General features: G+C 62.6%; 29 protein-coding genes. 16 read left to right on the top strand and 13 right to left on the bottom strand.

All coding sequences use genetic code 11. From position 1 onward, the window contains the following. Window positions 1–20: 20 nt before the first annotated feature. From G522_RS25915 to G522_RS0106665, 12 genes are all read right to left on the bottom strand, one after another. A complete protein-coding gene (locus G522_RS25915) occupies window positions 21–1,139 on the bottom strand; it encodes a tyrosine-type recombinase/integrase (RefSeq protein ID WP_084632982.1) in 1,119 nt (372 codons plus the stop codon). Between the two features lie 8 nt (window positions 1,140–1,147). Next, on the bottom strand, window positions 1,148–1,348 hold the full coding sequence (locus G522_RS0106715) for a hypothetical protein (protein WP_026790377.1): 201 nt from the start codon (window positions 1,346–1,348) through the stop codon (window positions 1,148–1,150). 2 nt (window positions 1,349–1,350) lie between these two features. After that, window positions 1,351–2,397, bottom strand: a complete 1,047-nt coding sequence (locus tag G522_RS0106710) for a phage Gp37/Gp68 family protein (protein ID WP_026790376.1) — start codon at window positions 2,395–2,397, stop codon at window positions 1,351–1,353. Beyond that, window positions 2,390–3,031, bottom strand: a complete 642-nt coding sequence (locus tag G522_RS0106705) for a hypothetical protein (protein ID WP_026790375.1) — start codon at window positions 3,029–3,031, stop codon at window positions 2,390–2,392. Before G522_RS0106705 ends, G522_RS0106710 begins: the two co-directional genes overlap by 8 nt. Next, window positions 3,024–3,317, bottom strand: a complete 294-nt coding sequence (locus G522_RS0106700) for a hypothetical protein (RefSeq protein ID WP_026790374.1) — start codon at window positions 3,315–3,317, stop codon at window positions 3,024–3,026. Before G522_RS0106700 ends, G522_RS0106705 begins: the two co-directional genes overlap by 8 nt. Before the next feature lie 433 nt (window positions 3,318–3,750). Continuing rightward, complete coding sequence (locus G522_RS30260) at window positions 3,751–4,188, bottom strand: hypothetical protein (RefSeq protein ID WP_026790373.1); 438 nt, start codon at window positions 4,186–4,188, stop codon at window positions 3,751–3,753. Continuing rightward, window positions 4,188–4,421: a DUF2312 domain-containing protein gene (locus G522_RS25910; protein ID WP_051228423.1), complete on the bottom strand. Its 234-nt coding sequence runs from the start codon at window positions 4,419–4,421 to the stop codon at window positions 4,188–4,190. The genes G522_RS30260 and G522_RS25910 overlap by 1 nt, the downstream gene beginning before the upstream one ends. 105 nt (window positions 4,422–4,526) lie before the next feature. After that, entirely contained in the window at window positions 4,527–4,679 is a 153-nt protein-coding gene (locus G522_RS29955) for a hypothetical protein (protein WP_156886854.1), read from the bottom strand. After that, window positions 4,676–5,182 carry a hypothetical protein gene (locus G522_RS0106680; protein ID WP_026790372.1) on the bottom strand — a complete coding sequence of 169 codons (507 nt, stop codon included), beginning with the start codon at window positions 5,180–5,182 and terminating at the stop codon, window positions 4,676–4,678. The genes G522_RS29955 and G522_RS0106680 overlap by 4 nt, the downstream gene beginning before the upstream one ends. Further along, complete coding sequence (locus G522_RS25905) at window positions 5,179–5,685, bottom strand: hypothetical protein (RefSeq protein ID WP_051228393.1); 507 nt, start codon at window positions 5,683–5,685, stop codon at window positions 5,179–5,181. The genes G522_RS0106680 and G522_RS25905 overlap by 4 nt, the downstream gene beginning before the upstream one ends. A gap of 102 nt (window positions 5,686–5,787) precedes the next feature. Continuing rightward, window positions 5,788–5,982, bottom strand: a complete 195-nt coding sequence (locus G522_RS0106670) for a hypothetical protein (RefSeq protein WP_026790371.1) — start codon at window positions 5,980–5,982, stop codon at window positions 5,788–5,790. Between the two features lie 129 nt (window positions 5,983–6,111). Next, window positions 6,112–6,312 carry a hypothetical protein gene (locus G522_RS0106665; protein ID WP_026790370.1) on the bottom strand — a complete coding sequence of 67 codons (201 nt, stop codon included), beginning with the start codon at window positions 6,310–6,312 and terminating at the stop codon, window positions 6,112–6,114. Between the two features lie 568 nt (window positions 6,313–6,880). On the opposite strand from G522_RS0106665, the gene G522_RS0106655 reads away from it, so the two are divergent. Further along, window positions 6,881–7,069, top strand: coding sequence for a hypothetical protein (locus G522_RS0106655; protein WP_026790369.1), 189 nt, complete (start codon window positions 6,881–6,883; stop codon window positions 7,067–7,069). Between the two features lie 446 nt (window positions 7,070–7,515). Here the strand turns inward: G522_RS0106655 and G522_RS25900 are convergent, their stop codons facing one another. Beyond that, window positions 7,516–7,866, bottom strand: a complete 351-nt coding sequence (locus G522_RS25900; RefSeq protein ID WP_051228392.1) for a helix-turn-helix domain-containing protein — start codon at window positions 7,864–7,866, stop codon at window positions 7,516–7,518. Between the two features lie 118 nt (window positions 7,867–7,984). Here G522_RS25900 and G522_RS29485 point away from each other — a divergent pair, with 118 nt between their 5' ends. From G522_RS29485 to nusG, 15 genes are all read left to right on the top strand, one after another. After that, window positions 7,985–8,293, top strand: coding sequence for a transcriptional regulator (locus tag G522_RS29485; protein ID WP_036838343.1), 309 nt, complete (start codon window positions 7,985–7,987; stop codon window positions 8,291–8,293). Further along, a complete protein-coding gene (locus tag G522_RS29950; RefSeq protein ID WP_156886853.1) occupies window positions 8,290–8,457 on the top strand; it encodes a hypothetical protein in 168 nt (55 codons plus the stop codon). The genes G522_RS29485 and G522_RS29950 overlap by 4 nt, the downstream gene beginning before the upstream one ends. A gap of 138 nt (window positions 8,458–8,595) precedes the next feature. After that, window positions 8,596–8,901 carry a hypothetical protein gene (locus tag G522_RS0106630; protein ID WP_026790368.1) on the top strand — a complete coding sequence of 102 codons (306 nt, stop codon included), beginning with the start codon at window positions 8,596–8,598 and terminating at the stop codon, window positions 8,899–8,901. Beyond that, window positions 8,894–9,199, top strand: a complete 306-nt coding sequence (locus G522_RS0106625) for a hypothetical protein (protein WP_026790367.1) — start codon at window positions 8,894–8,896, stop codon at window positions 9,197–9,199. The genes G522_RS0106630 and G522_RS0106625 overlap by 8 nt, the downstream gene beginning before the upstream one ends. A gap of 93 nt (window positions 9,200–9,292) precedes the next feature. Then, window positions 9,293–9,730 (top strand): hypothetical protein, encoded by a 438-nt coding sequence (locus tag G522_RS0106620; RefSeq protein WP_026790366.1) that lies wholly within the window; start codon window positions 9,293–9,295, stop codon window positions 9,728–9,730. After that, window positions 9,727–10,194: a hypothetical protein gene (locus G522_RS0106615; RefSeq protein ID WP_026790365.1), complete on the top strand. Its 468-nt coding sequence runs from the start codon at window positions 9,727–9,729 to the stop codon at window positions 10,192–10,194. The genes G522_RS0106620 and G522_RS0106615 overlap by 4 nt, the downstream gene beginning before the upstream one ends. Further along, window positions 10,191–10,703, top strand: coding sequence for a hypothetical protein (locus G522_RS0106610; RefSeq protein WP_026790364.1), 513 nt, complete (start codon window positions 10,191–10,193; stop codon window positions 10,701–10,703). Before G522_RS0106615 ends, G522_RS0106610 begins: the two co-directional genes overlap by 4 nt. Then, on the top strand, window positions 10,696–11,097 hold the full coding sequence (locus G522_RS0106605; RefSeq protein ID WP_026790363.1) for a hypothetical protein: 402 nt from the start codon (window positions 10,696–10,698) through the stop codon (window positions 11,095–11,097). Before G522_RS0106610 ends, G522_RS0106605 begins: the two co-directional genes overlap by 8 nt. Window positions 11,098–11,125: 28 nt before the next feature. Then, the gene (locus G522_RS29480) at window positions 11,126–13,027 is read left to right on the top strand and encodes an MT-A70 family methyltransferase (RefSeq protein WP_169453489.1); all 1,902 of its coding nucleotides are present in this window, start codon (window positions 11,126–11,128) and stop codon (window positions 13,025–13,027) included. Beyond that, on the top strand, window positions 13,024–13,389 hold the full coding sequence (locus tag G522_RS0106595) for a DUF4031 domain-containing protein (protein WP_026790362.1): 366 nt from the start codon (window positions 13,024–13,026) through the stop codon (window positions 13,387–13,389). The genes G522_RS29480 and G522_RS0106595 overlap by 4 nt, the downstream gene beginning before the upstream one ends. Then, window positions 13,386–14,270, top strand: a complete 885-nt coding sequence (locus G522_RS0106590; RefSeq protein ID WP_026790361.1) for a DNA adenine methylase — start codon at window positions 13,386–13,388, stop codon at window positions 14,268–14,270. The genes G522_RS0106595 and G522_RS0106590 overlap by 4 nt, the downstream gene beginning before the upstream one ends. Next, a complete protein-coding gene (locus G522_RS0106585; protein WP_026790360.1) occupies window positions 14,267–15,016 on the top strand; it encodes a DNA-methyltransferase in 750 nt (249 codons plus the stop codon). Before G522_RS0106590 ends, G522_RS0106585 begins: the two co-directional genes overlap by 4 nt. Continuing rightward, a complete protein-coding gene (locus G522_RS0106580) occupies window positions 15,013–15,246 on the top strand; it encodes a hypothetical protein (RefSeq protein WP_026790359.1) in 234 nt (77 codons plus the stop codon). Before G522_RS0106585 ends, G522_RS0106580 begins: the two co-directional genes overlap by 4 nt. After that, window positions 15,243–16,385 (top strand): helix-turn-helix domain-containing protein, encoded by a 1,143-nt coding sequence (locus G522_RS30255; RefSeq protein WP_026790358.1) that lies wholly within the window; start codon window positions 15,243–15,245, stop codon window positions 16,383–16,385. Before G522_RS0106580 ends, G522_RS30255 begins: the two co-directional genes overlap by 4 nt. Next, complete coding sequence (nusG, locus tag G522_RS30250) at window positions 16,382–16,984, top strand: transcription termination/antitermination protein NusG (RefSeq protein ID WP_026790357.1); 603 nt, start codon at window positions 16,382–16,384, stop codon at window positions 16,982–16,984. The genes G522_RS30255 and nusG overlap by 4 nt, the downstream gene beginning before the upstream one ends. The last annotated feature ends 16 nt before the right edge of the window (window positions 16,985–17,000 follow it).

The following is a 17,000-nucleotide window of genomic DNA, read 5'->3' as shown; positions in this document are numbered from 1 at the left end:
CTCGTAAGTGCCTGGTTTTTTTATTGTTTTTTTGATGTGAGGGTACGCGGCTTACGATGTGAGGGGATAGGATGTTCATCCCCCGTTCCGTTGAGCTTGGCATGGGCCGAGACGGCCAGCCGGGCGCGGTCGGCCGTCTTGGTGTAGTGGCTAGCCATGGTGCCGCCATGCCAGCCGAGGGCCGCCTCCAGTTCGGCGACCGTAGCGCCGGCATTGGCCATCCGGGTAGCGATGAGCTTGCGCAGGCCATGGGCTGACTTCTTCACGCCGGCCCCGTTGCAGGCCTCGCGGAACATGTTGCCGAAGCTTTCCTTGGTCAGCGGGTTGCCGCGCTCGCCGCAGATGATGGCGAGATCTCCGCATGGGCCGGCGTCGATCGCCGACTCGAGGTCTGGCAGCAGCGGGATCACCACCTCGGTTTGGTAGCGGGATTTCTCCGTCTTCAGGACGAAGGCACGCAGCTCGATGACGTCACCATTTTCCCGCACGACGCGCACCCGGCGAAGATGCTGCCGGCCGAGCTGCACCACGTCGCCGCGGCGCAGGCCCGTGTTGAGGATCGATTCCAGCCAGACGCGTTCGCGCGTGCCGAGCGGCCATTTCTTCTGAAACTTCGCCACGTCGGTCTCGCTCCACGCGGCAAAGCCCTCGCCCATCCGCTTGGGCGGGTTCTTCACGCCGGCGGTCGGGTCGCTGTCGACGATCTCGGCATCGAGTGCCCAGCGGAAAAGGCCGCGCATGGCATCGAGGAAGTTGCGCGCCTGGGACGGCGTATCCCTGCGGCGCTCACGGCCTTCGACGATCGCCTTGCGGGTGATCGCCTTATAGGGCTTGTCGCCGGCCGATTGCTTGACGTGCAGGAAGATGTTTTCTCGCTGGCGGCGCGTCGCCGGCGCCAGCGAACGCCAGGCCGAGCTATCGGAATAGCGCTCGATCAGCCAGGTTAGGGACGCCGATGACGGCTTGGCCGGCTCCGGCGCATCCAGCCCGGCGACGGCGGCGCGATAGGCCGCCATGAACGGATCGCTGCCGTACTCGCCCCGAATGCGGGTGCGCTGGCCATCGCCCTTGCGGACATACCAGATGACCTTTCCACGGGCGGTCTGGCGCTGAAGATATGGAAGGTGAGGGCGCGGCATGCCGTCCATCAAAGCACGATACCCTCATCCTCGGCAACTTCGCCACTTGGCTGACCTGACGGCAGCGGAAAGCCGCCCGGCGGCGGCTGCAGCATAATGAGAATATGGCCATCCGGCCGCACCTCGACCGCCGCGGCGCCGGCCTGCTTGGCGGCGCGAACGCAGCGGGCAACGTCGGACTGACGGAAGTTGGCGAGGCCGCGCGACATGGTCAGCCCCCCGGCATGCCGTTGTGCTCGACGCCGTCGAGCAGCCGGCCGGCGGCGCGCTTGCCGATGCGTTCACGCACAGTTGCCCCGCCAAAAAGGTTGATTTGTCGCGGATAGAAATCGACCTCGATGACGCTCTGGGGCCAGAACTCGGAATGTGGGCCAGCCGAAGCAATGGCATATTTTCCCGGAGTACCAGAGTGGGCGCCCTTGGCCTTTCCCCATTCGCCCCATTGCTTGAACAGGTATGGAATCCCATGCGCCGCGCTGAAATCGCGGGCGACGCGGTGCCATGCCGGGTGCGTTGGCCGCGCCCTCGGACCGCTCTCTCCGCCGGAGATAAGCCACTTCAGAAACTCCCAGCCCTCCCATGCGACGTAACCGAGTGCCGGTTCGTAGCTGGCAAAGGTGTTCCATCCGGCAGCGGCGACGGCCTCGATGTGAGTGCGCCTCTCGTTCGCCGATCGCTGGTTTTCGACGCTGGTGCCCATCCAGACGTTGGGAAGCGGATAGGTGATCGGCTGGGCATCATAGAGCGCGGCGGCCACCGGCCCGTTCGCACCAAGGCGGCTCATGCCTTCGTGCCGCGAGACATACCATTTCCCTGCCGGGATCGCCTCGGGCCACCGGAGCATCCAATCGCCCGCACGGGTGGACAGGTAGTCGCGCATCCGCTCCGGCCGCTTCGTGAGGATCTGAAAGGTATGCCGAGGTGCAAGCGCCATGACGGCGAAGATGCGGTCGATCACTTCGTCGGGCACGGCGTCGTGAAACAGGTCCGACATGGAGTTGACGAAGATCCGGCGTGGCCTCTTCTTCCGGAGAGGCAAGTCCATCAGGTGTTCGCGGATCAGGACAACGCCGGTCCAGCGTGGGGCGCGGGTACCGTCTGGCCAGTCGACCCAGCGGGCGAGGCCTTCGAAACCCGGCAGGCCACGAGCGGCCAAGCGCTCGGCATAACAGTGGCGACAGCCTTCCGAAACCCTGGTGCAGCCTGCGATCGGGTTCCACGTCATATCGGACCATTCGATAGAGGTGCGATCAGCCATGGGCGGACTCCTTCGTGGCGGCTTGTTCTAGTTCAAGCCGGTGCTTGGCCCGGCGGAACTCGTAATCGGCTTCGGTGATCTGGGTATAGCCGTCGGGCGCGGACCAGCTATCCGGCGTGGTGATGTATCCCTTGGCCCGATCAGCGGTGATGGCGGCGGCTGCGTCTGTCGCGTAGAGGACGATCTCGCTCGTCTCGGAGAACCAAAGGGCCTGTGCCCACCTGAAGTCCGCGCCTATATGTCGAGAGCCGCGCGACGTTTCGTCTTCGTATTCAAGGGTGTTGAGGAACCCCTCGGCCTGGGCAATTTCTCGCTCGTTGGGAAAGATGGCCGCCAAGGCTTCGTTTCGTTTCGTGAAGTCGGCTATGGCCTGTTTCTCATCCGTTGAGCGCCCTCGGCGCTTCAGCATGTGAGCACCGTTTTGGCGCCTTTTGTCGGAGAAGGCGGGGTGAACCGGACCATCGAAGCTGGCGCCAAACACAAAACCAGAGAAGCCGATCCAAATGCCCGCTGCGCCGATTTCATGGAGAAGCGCCGTCACGGCGTGGCCATAGGCGATACGGTCGGCCCGATAGGTGTTCCAGACCTCGCGCGGCCTGTCACCGGTGACTTCGAAATAGCCCATCTCATCCATCGTTGCTTTCCTCCGAAACGGCTATGAAAGCTTCCGTGGGGCTGGCGCCGTCCCGGAACCACCACCGCAGCGCGTCCTCGTTGGCCTCGACCCATTCCCGGGCATCGAGGGCGGCGGCTGCTCTGGTGGTGACCTCGGCAAAGTCCAGTCTCGCGGCGCGCACCACGGCGGCGCGCCAGCGGCGCCAGCGCCATGCTACCCAGGCAGCAGCGGCCATGCCGCCTAGATTATGGATCAGCATCGCGCTTGCTCCCTGCTGTTCGATGTCGCGGACAATGGTGGCCATGCGACGCAATCACGGGGCCGCAAAGCGTTTCTCAGCATTTCCATGGTCTCTTTTCCGTAGCCCCAGAGATCGCCCTCACAGACCCATTGCGGCCACGGTCCGAAGTGACCTGCGCCAATGCGTTCGCCAGTTCGAATGTAGTTTGCCAAGCCTTCGACGAGCCCGCGAAGGGTTCCGCCGTGTGAAAAGTGTTTCCATCTTCCCCGATAGGCCACGTAGATGCGCTTATCCGTGTCGTCGTCTCTAAACCAAAGCTTCCCGTCGATGGTTAGTTCAAACTTAGCGACGCGATTGTGGGTTGCGCTATAAAAGAATCGCCGACCGAAGATGGATACCTGTAGGATCAAGTAATTCGCATCCTGAAGTCGTTCGGACTTTGTCTTGTGGCTTATTCGGCCTTCGGCCAGTTCGAGCGCTGGCAATGTCCGATCGCTCATATCCTCACCTCCGTCACGCCAGGGATGAATTTCAGGGTTACGCCGCGCCAGTCGCGGTAGGCGCCTGGCGGGGGGTCGCCGCAGGGGAGGCAGGCCATGGCCGGCTGATCCTTGGCGGCGCGGCGGCCGCGCTTGGGCATGCCGAGGGTGGCGCGGGCGGCGGTGAGCTTGTCCTGGATGCCGGCGCGGCCACGGCCGGGCAGGAGCGGCATCAGGCTGGTGGCCGTGGTGGCCGGGTTGGGCGCCGCCTTCTGGACGATGGCGCGCTCAGCGGCCGTCCATGGCAGCGGCGCCAGCGTTTCCTCGATACCGGCTTCGGAGAGGCGGCGATTGACCGTTTCCACCGAGACGCCGCACATCGATGCGATGCGTCGCTTCTGCAGGCCGCGACGGTAGAGGCTCAACACCTCCTCGGATTCGACTTTCTTGGCCATCAAATCATCCCCAGGGCTTGCATGTAGAGCTCAAGGATGGCTTCGGCCTCCTGCCGCTCGTCGGGGTCCTGCTTGCGCAGCTTGATGACGGCGCGGATGGTCTTCTTGTCGAAGCCGCGCCCCTGCGCCTCGGCCATCACATCCTTGATGTCGTCGGCGAGGCTTGCCTTCTCTTCCTCAAGGTGTTCGACGCGCTCGATGAAACGGCGCAGTTCCTCGGCGTTGGCGCCCATCTCGCTGGCGGAAAAGGCCTCGGCCTGTTTCGCCCGGCGCGACTTCTTGCCTTCTGGCTTGGCTGGGTTGCCGAGATCGGGAAATTCGTAGTCCATGGCTAGCCTCTAGTGGCAGGCGATGAGGGTGCAGATGAAGCCGATCCAGAAGGCGATCAGCGTGCACAGCGACATCTCGACGCGGGCGGCATCGGCCGCCCACTGGCGGTCGAAGGTCGCAGCGAAGCCGGGGCAGACGGTGAGGGTGCGGGCCGGCGTCATGGCGTCGGTTCCTGCGTGGCAGTGGTCGATGCGCCATTGACCGGAACGGCTTCATCGCCTTCAACGAGGCGCAAGGCCCAGGATTTCAGGTGCAGGCCATGGTCGCGTTGCCATTTCCAGATGGTTTCGCGTACGACCTTCTGCAGGTCGGCCGTCGCATCATCGTCGATCTCATGGCATGGGTGCCGGTCGCCGTACTCGTCGCCGCCTTCGTCATTATTGTCCATTGCTTCGGACGCGCGCTCAAGGAACTCTTCGGCGTCGAAGTAATCGGCAAGATTGACTCTGATATTTGCGTACTTACCGATCAAGACGATCCTGGAGCCGTCATCGTTTTCCTTGAAAACCTCCGAGGCGATTGCCTCCTGAATGACCTGCTCGCGGCTATCACATGGGCCGATCGGCAGCAGTTCTTCGTCGCACCCGGCGTACCAGGCAGCAGATTCGGCCGGCAGTGGATGCTTGGTGACGTCGGCGGGTTCAAGGTGTTGGTGATTGGTCATGGCGTCGGCTCCGGCGTGGGCGCGGCCTTGGCGGCGGCGCGGTCTATGCGCTCAACGGCGGCAATGACCAGCGCGCCGGACTTGATCAAGTCCCGACGTCGCGTCGTCGGTTTCCACCAGCTTCGTGCCCAGTGCCAAAGAGATTTGATGATGTCGGTACGAAACCAAATGCGGTTGTCGCTTTCTGCGGATTTCAACGCGCTTTTCGCATCGTAGTGGGTTCGGTGCTTGTCGGAGAGCGACCCCGCCCACGCATAGCAAGCAGCTGCTCGTTCCAGCGATCCGTCTCGATTATGGTCATCGTGCTCAGCCGTCCATCCCTCCACCTCCACCTGCCGCCGGCGCTCAGCAATGATGTCGAGTTCGGCCTGGCTGAGGCCCAGCGTGGCGTCGAGGACGGCGGTGACGATGTCGGCGTGCGTCATGGCGATGCCGTGCGAGCCTTCGCTTTTGGCGAGGACCGCCGCGCCGGCCTTCAGCATGTGGTTGGGATAGGTGGTCATCGCCTTCTCCAGATGATGAGGCAGATGGGAAAGGGGACCCGGCGGCGCTGACAGAGGGGGCTGGGGTGTGCGCCGCCGGGGACCGCGCGGGATGCGCGGAGGTCAATCGGTGGAAATCAGGGCGTCTTCGGAGATCCAGTTTTCGACCTGGCGGCCGTCGGACGTGACGTAGCGCACCAGGTAGCTGTCGCAGGCGTTGACGTATTCGGAGCGGCCGATGACGCTGCCGCGCTCCATGCTGCGGTTGAGCATCACCTCGGCGCCAAGCTCGAAACGGAAGGCTTTCTTCGGGTCCATGTCGGTCTCCTTGGGACACAAGCGTCCGGAGCAACCGCGAGTCCGTCGCGGCTGGTCGGAAGGCTCGGAGGGGAAGAAAAGGCCCGGCGGTACGCAAAACCCGATCCGCCGGGCAAGTGGGCGCCGAGATCAGGGGGCGGCGCCGGGAGGAATGGCAAAGCGGCAGTCACGCGCCAGTTCGACGTGTGGGGTCACCTGGGTGGGCGTCGTCAGCACCAGGCAGCGGCCATGGCGGTTGTCGGTGTAGGCCTCGGCGACCGTCCAGACCATCGATCCGGATTTGACCGTCACCGGGTCGCCGTCAGCAAAAAAGTGGGCTCGATCGTCCATGGCTTGCCTCGTTGCCCTTGCGGGCGAAACTGTTGCCGGTCTCTCAACCGGCGTGGGCCAGATGCTTGCCTTTGGCGCCCCGCTGTTCGCATCTGTGGCATGACCGTTTCCGGGTTTTGCTACTCAATGCCTCTTCGCGGCTCGTTGCCCGTTCGGGCGAATGGTGCCGGGACCGAAGTTTGCCCCACCCGGCTTTGGGCTTGTCCGCCTTCGGTGCGGGCCTTGGGGGTGACGTGCCGACTCCCTTGGCGGAGCTTTTCCCTCGTCTGCCTGCTCGATCGACATGGATTGTGACCCTTCCGTCGTCGCCGTCGTCGTCTTGGCAGCACAGGCACATAGCTCGACATCGATGCCCTTGCGGGCGAAACTGTTGGCCGTCTCTCCGACCTGTCACGGCATACGCCTTCCGTCCTCGGCATCCCCCGAACTGTCCATAACGATGGTGTGTACACCATCCTCTGCGATCATCGTGGGGATCGCGTGCCCCTTGCGGGGGAAATCCTTGCCTTGAAGCTGTTCGCTTTGAGATCTACTGTCGCGCTGGTGAGGTTTGACGGAGGAGAACATCTTGAGCGAACTGCTGAACGAATTACTTTCCGATGCCGAACAATGGGCTTCACTTGCCGAGAAAGCTGAAAAACTTCCTGCACATGCCTTCGATCAAAGCATGGTGCACGATTACCTCGTCGCCTTGATGCAAGCGCACGTCCGCTTGCTTTCGCAGTTGGCGCAGGTGGTGGAAGACATCGACGCCTGACAGGCCTGGTCGGTGGCCTTGACCATGCGTTCCATGGCGCGCTGGTAGCCCGAACGGCTTCCGGCAATGATCCTGTGCAACCTGTCAGTCTGGCTGGCCATCGTGGCTGTCTCCATCCTACCCGCCTCTTCGTGCCGTGGCAGATTGGCGGATCGTTGGAGGGGATTATTAGCGTCACTTATAATCCGTGTCAACTGGAATATTCGGCAAACTAATACATGAAGCTGAAACGCCACAACCAGCGCGATTTGGTCGCGCTGTGCTGGTAAATTTTGTCAGGTGAATTCCCTAAATAATATGTCTAATGCTAATAAATAGTTGCATTACGATATGTTAGACAAATTCGAATTAGGAGAAGCAGATGGCTCGGGCATGCCTGATGCGGCAGGCGGCAAAGTTGGTGAGAGATTTTAAAGATGTGCCGGTGTCGCATGTGTTTGAAATTATTAATCGTTCGTTTCGAGAAGCGCTCGCGCAAGCTGAAACGCCTTTTCCACCACCTCAGGAGAATGCGCTTTCGACATGCGAACAATCTGACGAACAAGATCTATTTGGTCATCTTTGAGACCAGTCGGATCTAAAGAAATCAAATCAGCCGGACTACAATCAAGTATTACGCCCAGCTCCTCTAGTCGCTTCTGACTATATGCGATGGTTCCGGATTCCAATTGAGCGATCCAGCCTTGCGACATGCCAATAGCTGCCGCCAACTGTTCCTGAGTTTTGCCGCGACGCTCCCGCCACTGCTTTATATAGTGGCCTATCCCCTCATCATTGCGAGAACGGCTCTCTGACATGGCATCATCCGGTTGGTTAACGGCGTCGGGATAATAAGCGGCACTCATAAAACGAGCCATGCAGGCAAACTAATAAACCGCTTGCCCGAGAATATTAGTGAGGCTAATATCTCGGGCCATGAGCAAGCTAAAACTGACCTGCCGCGAGAACAGGGGCCTAGTCTCCAAAATCGCTAAGCACTGTGGCGTCACCCAAGGGGCCGTCAGCCAGTGGCTCATGACGCGCGTACCTGCAGAGCGGGTGCGACAAGTCGAAGAAGTCACGCGCGTTCCCTCGCACGAGATACGACCTGATCTCTATCCCCCGCCGGCGCCCTCCCAGGCTGGCGCGGCGCCGTCCGCCTCCTCCTCCCCGGACGGCACGGCCGCCGATGCTGGTGACATCGCATCGGCGGCCACCCCTTCAACCGACGAGGTGATGCCATGAACGTTGTCGTTCGTTGGCTGGTGCGCCTCGGCATTCTCGCCTGCGTGTCCGGCGTTGCCTGGTTATTTGGCTGGGCTGTCGCAAATCTTGCCGTCGCCGGCTGGATGGCCGCCATCATGGCGACGGCAGCCTTTCCCTACGTTCTGATGATCGACCACGACTGACGGCCAGAGGAGGCCTGCCATGGAACTGCTCATTCGCGCGCTTTGCCGGCCCATCCAATACCCAGCGTCCACGGCGCTGGTGCTGTCGCTGACGGTGATCGCCGTCAGCGGGCTCATGCTGGCAGCGGGGTGAGGGCGATGGGCCAGACCTCGACGATTACCGACAGCCAGGGCGCGGCGCTGCTGTGGCTTCGCAAGGTGGGCGGACGTGCATCCACCAACGGGCAAGGCTACGTGGCGACCGGAAAAGAGGTTTGCCCGGTTTTGCTTGCCGCTTTCAGTTATCTCGCCAAGCGCGGATTGGTCATGCTTGAGACGCAGACGGCGGGCGCCATTCCCGTTTACGCGGTGACCATCACCGCCGCCGGGCGAACTCATACCATTACCACGGCATCCGAGCGACGCCTCTATGACCTTCAGAAGAGGTCGTTCGGCCATGCGTGACGCCATCGCCACATCGCCTGAGATCATCGCCGAGGTCGGCCTGCTGTGGCTGCGCGCCAACGGCGGCGAAGCGTTGGTGCAGCGCTCGGGGCGGCTATACGCCGGCCAGGCGACCTGCCCGGTGGCGTTCGTCGCTTTCGAGGTCTTGGAGCGCGACGGGCTGGTGGCCTCGGCGCGGGCCGATGGCGTGCATGCGCAGCTGATCGTGGCGCTGACCGCCGCCGGCAAGCTGGCGACCGTCAGCGACGAGGCAACTGCGCGGTATCGCCGGCTGATGCATGGCCGCTTTGAGGATTGAGACATCGGCATTCCTTTCAGTGGTGAGTCTTGCCGATGGGGAATGCACGGACAACGGGATTTTTCGGGGCTTTGTCCCTTGACGAGGTGAAGCATGGACGACGGGCCGATCCGCGCCGCGGTGCGCAAGCAGATCGATGACATCGGCAGCCTCGACGCCACGGTGGATGCCATCGGCGGCATGGTCAACCGGTCGCAGCTCGACCGCTATGTGAGCCTCAACGCCGACGCGCGCATTCCGCTGACGGTGGCCATGGCGATCGACCTGGCGGCGGGGCGGCCGAACATCCTAGCCGCCGCCGCCCGCAAGCTGGGCTTCCGGCTGGCGCCGCTCGATGCCGCCGAGTCTGTGCCAGACGCGGTGATGCTGTCGGGCTCGGCCGTGGTGAAGGTGGCGACCCTGCACCAGCGGGTGCTGGAAATGGCGCCGGACGGATTCAACCCATTGGAAAAGCACGAGTTGCGCAAGGACGTGGCCGTCGCGGTGGGCGTGCTGCGCGACGTGGAAGCGGCGATCGGGGGTGAGAAATGATTTCCAATGAATGGACGGATCTGGCGCCGGCCTTGGGCGGCACGCAAAAGAGCGACCCCGTCAGCGTGACGATGGTGAAATATTACGGCGGTCGGGCGCGCTGCCGGTTGAACCTTTCGAATGCGATGGTTGCCTCGATCGGCGGCGTGTCCAGCAATGGCTGGGTGAAAGTGCGCCTCGGTTATGGCGAAAATGCCGGCGCGCTGCTGGTGATTGGCGATTCCGCCGGGCCGTTCAATCTCCGCGCTTTGAAAGCGAGGGGCCGCAAGGACGGCAAGTTCACCGGTCGTTTCATGCTGATGCTGCCAGCTGTCGAGGACTTTGTTGACGTCAAGATGGCTCCTCGGCCTGCCCAACATCGGCTGGAGCCGATCGGCCAGATGAAGGCGGTGATCATCGATCTGCCGCGCGCTTTCCTGGCATCACCTCCGGGCGGCGAAAAGCAGCGGAGGACGTGGAAGTGACCAAGCTCAACCTATCCGACGCCGAGCGGCAGCGCCGATCGGACCGCATGCGCCAGATGCGGGCGGACCCAGACATCGCCGCCAAGCGCAAGGCGGGCCATGAGGCCGGCGGCTGGAAGAACGAAGCCGCCAGCGAGCGCAACAAGGCGCTTTGGCAAGATGGCGCCTACCGCGAGCGGATGGAAGCGACGCTGAAGGCGCCAGAGACGCTGCGGAAAGCGGCGGACGCGCGGCGGGCCAAGATTGCCGCCAACCGCGCCGTCGGCAAGCCGGCGCTGCTCACCACGGAAGAAATCCGCGCGGCGATGCGGGCCGGCGGGCGCCAGACCATCGTCGGCAATGCCCAGCGGATGCACGGCGTCGATGTCGCGGTGCCCGATTGGGTGCCAAGCCGGCTCGTCTACGAGTTCGTCGAGACGGCGGCGCTCTACGGCGAGGAACATGCCGCCAGAGTCATCCGAGCCATGAAGCGGGCCGAGCGCGGCGAGGGGGAGGGCGTTCATGCTTGAGAACTTGGACGCCACTGAGATGGCGGAACGGATCGGCGCGACGTGGCGAAAGTTCGCCGTGAAAACAACGCGCGCTACACCAAAGGTCACCGGTTGGGTGCTTGGTGCATGGGGATGCCGCGACGAGGGGGGTGGATGGGGTCTCACCCATCTGCCGACCGGATTGCGCGTGCCATACCAAATCGACGACGAGTGCCAGGCGCTCAAGGCGATGTCGGAGCTGGTCGCGCTGACCAATGACTGGGTGCTATCGTCGACCGAAGTTGCAGACCGATTTGGCGGACGGATCTGCGAGATCATGCAGCAGCATGGCGCGAAAGTTCACCTCACTCCCGTTTTCTCGGCTGTTTCACCAAACCTGAATGGTGAGATGGAGTGTGTCGGACATGCTTGAGTCTCATCCCTTCGCCGACCTATTCCCGATGCTCGATGCGGCCGACGCCGACGCGCTGCGCGACGACATCGCCGAGCATGGCCTGCGCGACCAGATCACGCTGTTTGACGGCCAGATCCTCGATGGGCGCAACCGCTACCGGGCGCTGATGGAAATCGTCAAGCTCGGCCTGGTGTTCAAGGATAGCGTGCTGACCGAGGTGGATATCGCCAAGGACATTCCCTTCGCGGTCGACCTGGGCAGCGGTTCGTTCTTCCGCCGGTTCCGAGGCAGCGAGGCGGACGCGCTGGAATTCGTGCTGTCGAAAAATCTGCATCGGCGTCACCTCACGGAAAGCCAGCGGGCCATGGTGGCGGCCAATCTGGCCACGCTGGCGCCGGGCCGTCCTGACACGAATAATGAGCCAAATTCGGCTCATTTCCGGCTATCGGACGCGGCCAAGCGGCTGCACGTTTCCAAAACGTCGATCAAGGATGCGCGCGTGGTGAAGGATCGCGGCGTCAGCGATCTCACCGACGCGGTGCAGCGCGGCGACCTCAAGGTGTCCGTGGCGGCGCAGCTGGCCCGGCTGACGGCCGAGGAACAGCGCGAGGTGCTGGCGCAGCACGCCGATCGGCGGGCGCTGTCCGGCATCGCCAGGGATCTGCGGGCCATCCGGCAGAAGGAAAAGGCCGAGCGGCGGATCGAGCGCGAGCAGCAGCTGGGCGCCAAGCAATGCGCGCTGCCGGACAAGCGCTATGGCGTGATCATCGCCGATCCGGAATGGAAGTACCTGGCTTGGAGCGCTGAGACTGGCAGCGATCGCTCGCCGGATAATCACTACCCTTGCTCGGATCTCGACGACATCAAGGCGCGGCCGGTGGGCGACATCGCCGCAGACGATTGCGCGCTGTTCCTCTGGGTGACGACGCCATTCCTCGACGCTGGATTCGAGGTGATGAAGGCCTGGGGCTTCGACTACAAGTCGTCGATCGTGTGGGGAAAACTGCGCGAGGGCGACGGGCGGGGGACTGGATACTGGTTCCTTGGCGAGCATGAAACGGTGCTGTTCGGCACGCGCGGCAAAGTGCCGGCGCCGATCCCCGGCCAGCAATTCCCGAGCTTCTTTCTGGCGCCGGTGGGCGAGCATTCCGCCAAGCCAGACAAGGTGCACGAGATTGCCGAGGCCTATTTCCCAAACCTGCCCAAGATCGAGCTCAACGCCCGGCGCAAGCGCGTGGGTTGGGATGGTTGGGGGAATGAGGCGGATGGAGGCGAGGATGAGAAAGGGCAGAATTCAGCGGCGGCCGATCGTCTCAACGGCGACGGCAAAGGGGGCGATGCGGGAGAGTGTGCGCCGCATGTGGCCGCGCCCTGTGAGCATCTGGGTTTTCATGCCGGAGGCGGCATTCATGACGAGCCGGCGACGGCAAGAAATCTTCGCGTCGATGGTGGCGCGCGCGATGGACGGCGAGTGCGTGGCGACGGTGCAGCGCGACGAGACAATTCGCAGGAAGACCAACGTCTATATGCTGGATCAACAGCGCACGTCGGAGTTTCGGGCGAACATGATGTCGCCGGGGCCGCGAATAGCCCCTCTGGGATCGTCTCGCAGGGCCATGGTGCGCTCATTCCGCGAGCTGCGGCCGAGGACGCTCCGCTTGACGATGCGGGACTCATATCTGTTCTGACTGAGGCCTGTGCACGCGAACTCGGCGTGAGCCCGTCGCTCGGCACCGGCAACGGCCGCACCGCCTCGCCCGATGAACGCCGCCTGCGCCGCGCCGTCATCGTCGCCGCGCACGACCAGCACAACATGAGCATCAGCCGCATCGGCGCCGTGCTGGGGATCAAGAAACAGAGCGTGCATGAGCAGATTCAGGCGGCGAAGGACGAGGCGAAGGCCATAGCCGAGGCGGCGCTGCAGAGCATTGGCGAGGCGGCGGAATGACAGTTTATGTCGACGACGTCCGCCATTCCTACGGCCGCATGGTGATGTGTCACATGTGGGCCGATAGCCTCGACGAGCTGCTTTCCATGGCCGATCGGGTCGGCGTGCAGCGCAAGTGGATACAAGGGCATCCGACCCTGTCGATCGGCCAGGCGCGATCGGCGAGTTGGGTGCATTTCGATGTATCGCTGGGCGCCAAGGCGCAGGCAATCGCCGCCGGTGCCGTTCTCACCGACAAGTATGGCCCTGCCGAACATTGCGCGCGTCTGCAGGTCGCCAGCGGCGATCCTGAGAGGGTTGCTTGCGGCGAGCGCCAGCTAGCCACCATCGCAACCTGTCGGGGCAGGAGGGCGGCGGAATGAACGCGCCAACCCGTCCCGTTCTTCGCTGGCATGGCGGCAAGTGGCGCATGGCGCCATGGATCATCAGCCATTTCCCAGCGCACCGGATCTATGTCGAGCCATTCGGCGGCGCTGCGAGCGTGCTCATTCGCAAGCCGCGCTCCCATGGTGAAATTTACAATGATCTCGACGACAGGGTCGTTGGGCTTTTCCGTGTCTTGAGGAACGAAGTATCGGCGCGCCGGCTGAAGGATCTTCTGCGGCTGACGCCCTTTGCTAGGCAGGAATTCCTCGATGCCTACGAACCAGCGGATGATCCGATTGAGTCGGCTCGTCGGCTCGTCGTTCGTTCGTTCATGGGTTTTGGTTCGAACGCACATTCCGCTCCTGAAAAGGGGCGCAACATGACGGGATTCCGTGCGAATGCCAACCGGAACGGCACTACGCCAGCGCAGGATTGGGCAAACTATCCCACTGCCATGGATGCCCTCATAGCGCGTCTGGCCGGGGTGATCATCGAGCACAGGCCTGCCTTGGATGTCATGCATCAGCATGATGGACCATCGACTCTTCACTACGTCGACCCGCCCTATATCCATGCCACGCGGGCACAAGGTGACGCCTATGAATTTGGCCGGCGAATGTATGCCCATGAGATGGCCGACGCTGACCACGTAACGCTGCTTGAGGCCCTTCAAGGGTTGGAGGGCATGGTGGTGCTGTCCGGCTATGCGCACCCGCTCTATGACGACGCCCTGGCCGACTGGCGCCGCCTTGAACTCGAAACCTATGCCGACGGCGCGCGACCGAGGACGGAAGTGCTGTGGCTCAACCAGGCATGCCACAGCGCCCTCCATCATCAACGCGAGCAGCTCGAAATCTTCGCGGGGGCGGCGGAATGATCAATATCATCCACGGCGACATGCTGGACGTCCTTCGAAGCCTGCCAGACGCGAGCGTTGATTGCGTCGCCACCGATCCGCCCTATGGAGAGACATCGCTGGAGTGGGACCGCTGGCCGGCAGGATGGCCCGAGCGGCTGCTACGCGTCTTGAAACCCACCGGCAGCATGTGGGTGTTTGGCTCGCTGCGCATGTTCTTCGACCATCTTCCAGAGTTCGTCGGCTGGCAGATGTCTCACGAGGTGATCTGGGAAAAGCAGAACGGTACCGGGTTTTTCACCGACCGATTCCGCCGCGTGCACGAGATGGCCGTGCATTTCTATCCGAGCGCATCGCGCTGGGCGGACATTTACAAGGCGCCGCAAATGACGCTGGACGCTCGCGCGAGGGTAATCCGCAAGAAGGCTAAGCCGGCCCAATGGCAAGGCGAACGCGGAGCGACGGTCTATCGCTCCGAAGATGGCGGGCCGCGCTTGGTTCGTTCGGTGATCTTCGCCCCCAATGAGCACGGCCGCGCGCTTCATCCGACGCAGAAACCGTCAGTACTGGTGGCACCGTTGCTTCGCTATGCCTGCCCGGTTGGTGGGGTGGTGCTCGATCCGTTTGCCGGCAGTGGAACGACGGGCGTCGTCGCCCGCGAGTGCGGCATGCAGGCCATTCTCATCGAGAAAAACGCCGCATTCGTCGATGTCATCCGGCAACGGCTTGATGACGATGCGCCATTGCTGCGGAGGGCGGCGGAATGACCGATCACATCTGCAAGCCCGCCATGGACCTCACGTTTCTGCGCTCCGGCATCGTCGATGCGCTGGGATTGCGTGGGGATATCGGCCGCGACATGAGTAACGCCGATCTCATCGCCGCTGTGCGAAAGCTGCGGATCGCTTTCGATGCGACCTCACATGCCCTTCTGGAGCCGATCTTGCGCGACGGCAGGGCAGATGTTGCCGAGAAAGCCAAGGAGACCGCGAGATGAGCACCAAGACCGTCTCATGGGCCCTTGAGCAATGGCTGCCGCCGACGATGAAAATCGCCCTGGTGGCCATTGCTGACTGCGTGAACCACATCGCGCAGGATACTGGCGGGTTTCCTTCGCTAGAATACATCGCCGATACGGCTTGCCAGAGCAAAAGCTCTATCCGTCGTCATATCGCCGGACTGGTCGAAATGGGGCTGTTGACCAAGGAATATTGCTATGCAGACGATGGCCGGCAGACCTCGAATTTCTATCGCCTCAACCTCGATGTTATCGTCAGGAAAGGCGGCGACGCACAGGGGGAAGATGAGGGGGAGGGTGTCAATTTGACACCCCAGGGAGGGTGTCACAGCTATGACACCCAGGAGGGTTCCACAGCTGTGACACCCACGAGGGTTCCAACTGTGACACCCCTATTAAAGGGAAGAGGAACCGGAAGAAGGAACCAAGTAGAGAGAGATGCGCGCGCAAATGCTGATGAAGAACAGCCAACGATAGCCGGCGAGGCTGACGAGGCGTTCTCGGCCTTCTTCGAGGCTTGGCCGGATTCGGCTGGCGAGAGCCGACCCAAGGCCTGGGCGGCATGGCAGGGCCTGAGAGAAGGCGAGCGCAAGCAGGCTTTCGAGAAGATTGGCGACTTTATCGAGTTCTGGCTGAAGAAAAAGGGCCGCAAGCACCTTATCGCTCCGGATACCTACCTTCGCGAACGGCGGTTCATGAACGTGCCCAAGGCGGCGGCATCGGCTGCTCCGGTTGGTGTCGAGATCAAGCCTTATTCCAAGGAATGCTCGGCTCTGCTGTTCCGGTATTTCGGCAAGGACGATCCGCAAGAGCGGACGCGGCTGCTGACCGCCATCAAGGCCAATCGCTCCCATTGGGTGCGCCAAGTGGCCGCCCCAACCATTGCCGAAACGGACGCGCTGGTGTTCCAGCCGATCGACTGCGAGCGGGTTCGATTGTGGCGGCAGGCCTTCAACAAGCGTGGCCTCGTGCTGCCCATGCCGACGATGCTGGCAGGCCTGTTTGTGCCGGGCTTCGATCCACCGGAGTTGGCCGAAAAGCGGGGCTTCTCGCCCGATACGGCGGCACTTCTCAAGGGAATTACTGGCAAGGATTACAGCGTGGGAGATGGACAATGAAGGCGACAGCACTTCCGGAACATGCGTTCATTCCCGTCGATGCGGGCAACGTCTCCCCCTGTCAGTCCGACGTGTATGCCTTCGACTGGTATGTGATCCATACCAACCCACGGTGCGAGGGCAGGGCGGCGAATGGGCTGAGGGCACGGGGTTTGCAGGTCTACGCGCCGCAGGAGGTGGTGTGGAAGATGATTCGCAAGGGCAGGGGGAAGACGCGCATTCGGGCAAAGCGGCCGGCCTATCCTCGCTACCTGTTCGTGGGCATGCAGACGCTGTCGTGGGAAATTATCCACACGTGCGACGGCGTGGCCGGGATCGTCTGTATGGACCATGCTCCGGTCCGCATCAGGGCCAAGGAGATCGAAGCCCTGCAGATCGCCGAGGACATGGGTGTGTTCGACCATGCCGTTGAGCCGAAAGCGATAACGGTGGGCGGCAAGGTGATGCTGACCTATGGGCCGTTCGATGGCTACAGCGCTACGGTGAAGGCCATAGATGGACGAAACGATGATGCCAAGCGTTTGACCATCGAAGTGGACATCCTCGGCAAGGCGACACCGATGGAGATCCCGATTGACATGATAAGGCTGTTGGCATAAATCCTGCTTCCCAGGA

The organism is Pleomorphomonas oryzae DSM 16300 (genome assembly GCF_000422965.1).
GTDB lineage: Bacteria > Pseudomonadota > Alphaproteobacteria > Rhizobiales > Pleomorphomonadaceae > Pleomorphomonas > Pleomorphomonas oryzae.
This window is presented reverse-complemented; position numbering and strand designations above follow the sequence as displayed.

Excerpts from the sequence above, each read along its gene's own strand:
- G522_RS29485 (WP_036838343.1), top strand. The coding sequence starts at position 7,985 with ATGAGCAAGCTAAAACTGACCTGCCGCGAGAACAGGGGCCTAGTCTCC.
- G522_RS25900 (WP_051228392.1), bottom strand. The coding sequence starts at position 7,866 with ATGTCAGAGAGCCGTTCTCGCAATGATGAGGGGATAGGCCACTATATA.
- G522_RS29480 (WP_169453489.1), top strand. The coding sequence starts at position 11,126 with ATGCTCGATGCGGCCGACGCCGACGCGCTGCGCGACGACATCGCCGAG.
- G522_RS0106605 (WP_026790363.1), top strand. The coding sequence starts at position 10,696 with ATGCTTGAGAACTTGGACGCCACTGAGATGGCGGAACGGATCGGCGCG.
- G522_RS0106630 (WP_026790368.1), top strand. The coding sequence starts at position 8,596 with ATGGGCCAGACCTCGACGATTACCGACAGCCAGGGCGCGGCGCTGCTG.
- G522_RS0106665 (WP_026790370.1), bottom strand. The coding sequence starts at position 6,312 with ATGGACGATCGAGCCCACTTTTTTGCTGACGGCGACCCGGTGACGGTC.
- G522_RS0106615 (WP_026790365.1), top strand. The coding sequence starts at position 9,727 with ATGATTTCCAATGAATGGACGGATCTGGCGCCGGCCTTGGGCGGCACG.
- G522_RS0106625 (WP_026790367.1), top strand. The coding sequence starts at position 8,894 with ATGCGTGACGCCATCGCCACATCGCCTGAGATCATCGCCGAGGTCGGC.
- G522_RS25915 (WP_084632982.1), bottom strand. The coding sequence starts at position 1,139 with ATGCCGCGCCCTCACCTTCCATATCTTCAGCGCCAGACCGCCCGTGGA.
- G522_RS0106715 (WP_026790377.1), bottom strand. The coding sequence starts at position 1,348 with ATGTCGCGCGGCCTCGCCAACTTCCGTCAGTCCGACGTTGCCCGCTGC.
- G522_RS29950 (WP_156886853.1), top strand. The coding sequence starts at position 8,290 with ATGAACGTTGTCGTTCGTTGGCTGGTGCGCCTCGGCATTCTCGCCTGC.
- G522_RS0106710 (WP_026790376.1), bottom strand. The coding sequence starts at position 2,397 with ATGGCTGATCGCACCTCTATCGAATGGTCCGATATGACGTGGAACCCG.
- G522_RS25905 (WP_051228393.1), bottom strand. The coding sequence starts at position 5,685 with ATGACCACCTATCCCAACCACATGCTGAAGGCCGGCGCGGCGGTCCTC.
- G522_RS0106680 (WP_026790372.1), bottom strand. The coding sequence starts at position 5,182 with ATGACCAATCACCAACACCTTGAACCCGCCGACGTCACCAAGCATCCA.
- G522_RS0106595 (WP_026790362.1), top strand. The coding sequence starts at position 13,024 with ATGACAGTTTATGTCGACGACGTCCGCCATTCCTACGGCCGCATGGTG.
- G522_RS0106700 (WP_026790374.1), bottom strand. The coding sequence starts at position 3,317 with ATGGCCACCATTGTCCGCGACATCGAACAGCAGGGAGCAAGCGCGATG.
- G522_RS0106705 (WP_026790375.1), bottom strand. The coding sequence starts at position 3,031 with ATGGATGAGATGGGCTATTTCGAAGTCACCGGTGACAGGCCGCGCGAG.
- G522_RS0106670 (WP_026790371.1), bottom strand. The coding sequence starts at position 5,982 with ATGGACCCGAAGAAAGCCTTCCGTTTCGAGCTTGGCGCCGAGGTGATG.
- G522_RS0106580 (WP_026790359.1), top strand. The coding sequence starts at position 15,013 with ATGACCGATCACATCTGCAAGCCCGCCATGGACCTCACGTTTCTGCGC.
- G522_RS25910 (WP_051228423.1), bottom strand. The coding sequence starts at position 4,421 with ATGGGCGCCAACGCCGAGGAACTGCGCCGTTTCATCGAGCGCGTCGAA.
- G522_RS29955 (WP_156886854.1), bottom strand. The coding sequence starts at position 4,679 with ATGACGCCGGCCCGCACCCTCACCGTCTGCCCCGGCTTCGCTGCGACC.
- G522_RS0106585 (WP_026790360.1), top strand. The coding sequence starts at position 14,267 with ATGATCAATATCATCCACGGCGACATGCTGGACGTCCTTCGAAGCCTG.
- G522_RS30255 (WP_026790358.1), top strand. The coding sequence starts at position 15,243 with ATGAGCACCAAGACCGTCTCATGGGCCCTTGAGCAATGGCTGCCGCCG.
- nusG (WP_026790357.1), top strand. The coding sequence starts at position 16,382 with ATGAAGGCGACAGCACTTCCGGAACATGCGTTCATTCCCGTCGATGCG.
- G522_RS0106620 (WP_026790366.1), top strand. The coding sequence starts at position 9,293 with ATGGACGACGGGCCGATCCGCGCCGCGGTGCGCAAGCAGATCGATGAC.
- G522_RS0106590 (WP_026790361.1), top strand. The coding sequence starts at position 13,386 with ATGAACGCGCCAACCCGTCCCGTTCTTCGCTGGCATGGCGGCAAGTGG.
- G522_RS30260 (WP_026790373.1), bottom strand. The coding sequence starts at position 4,188 with ATGGCCAAGAAAGTCGAATCCGAGGAGGTGTTGAGCCTCTACCGTCGC.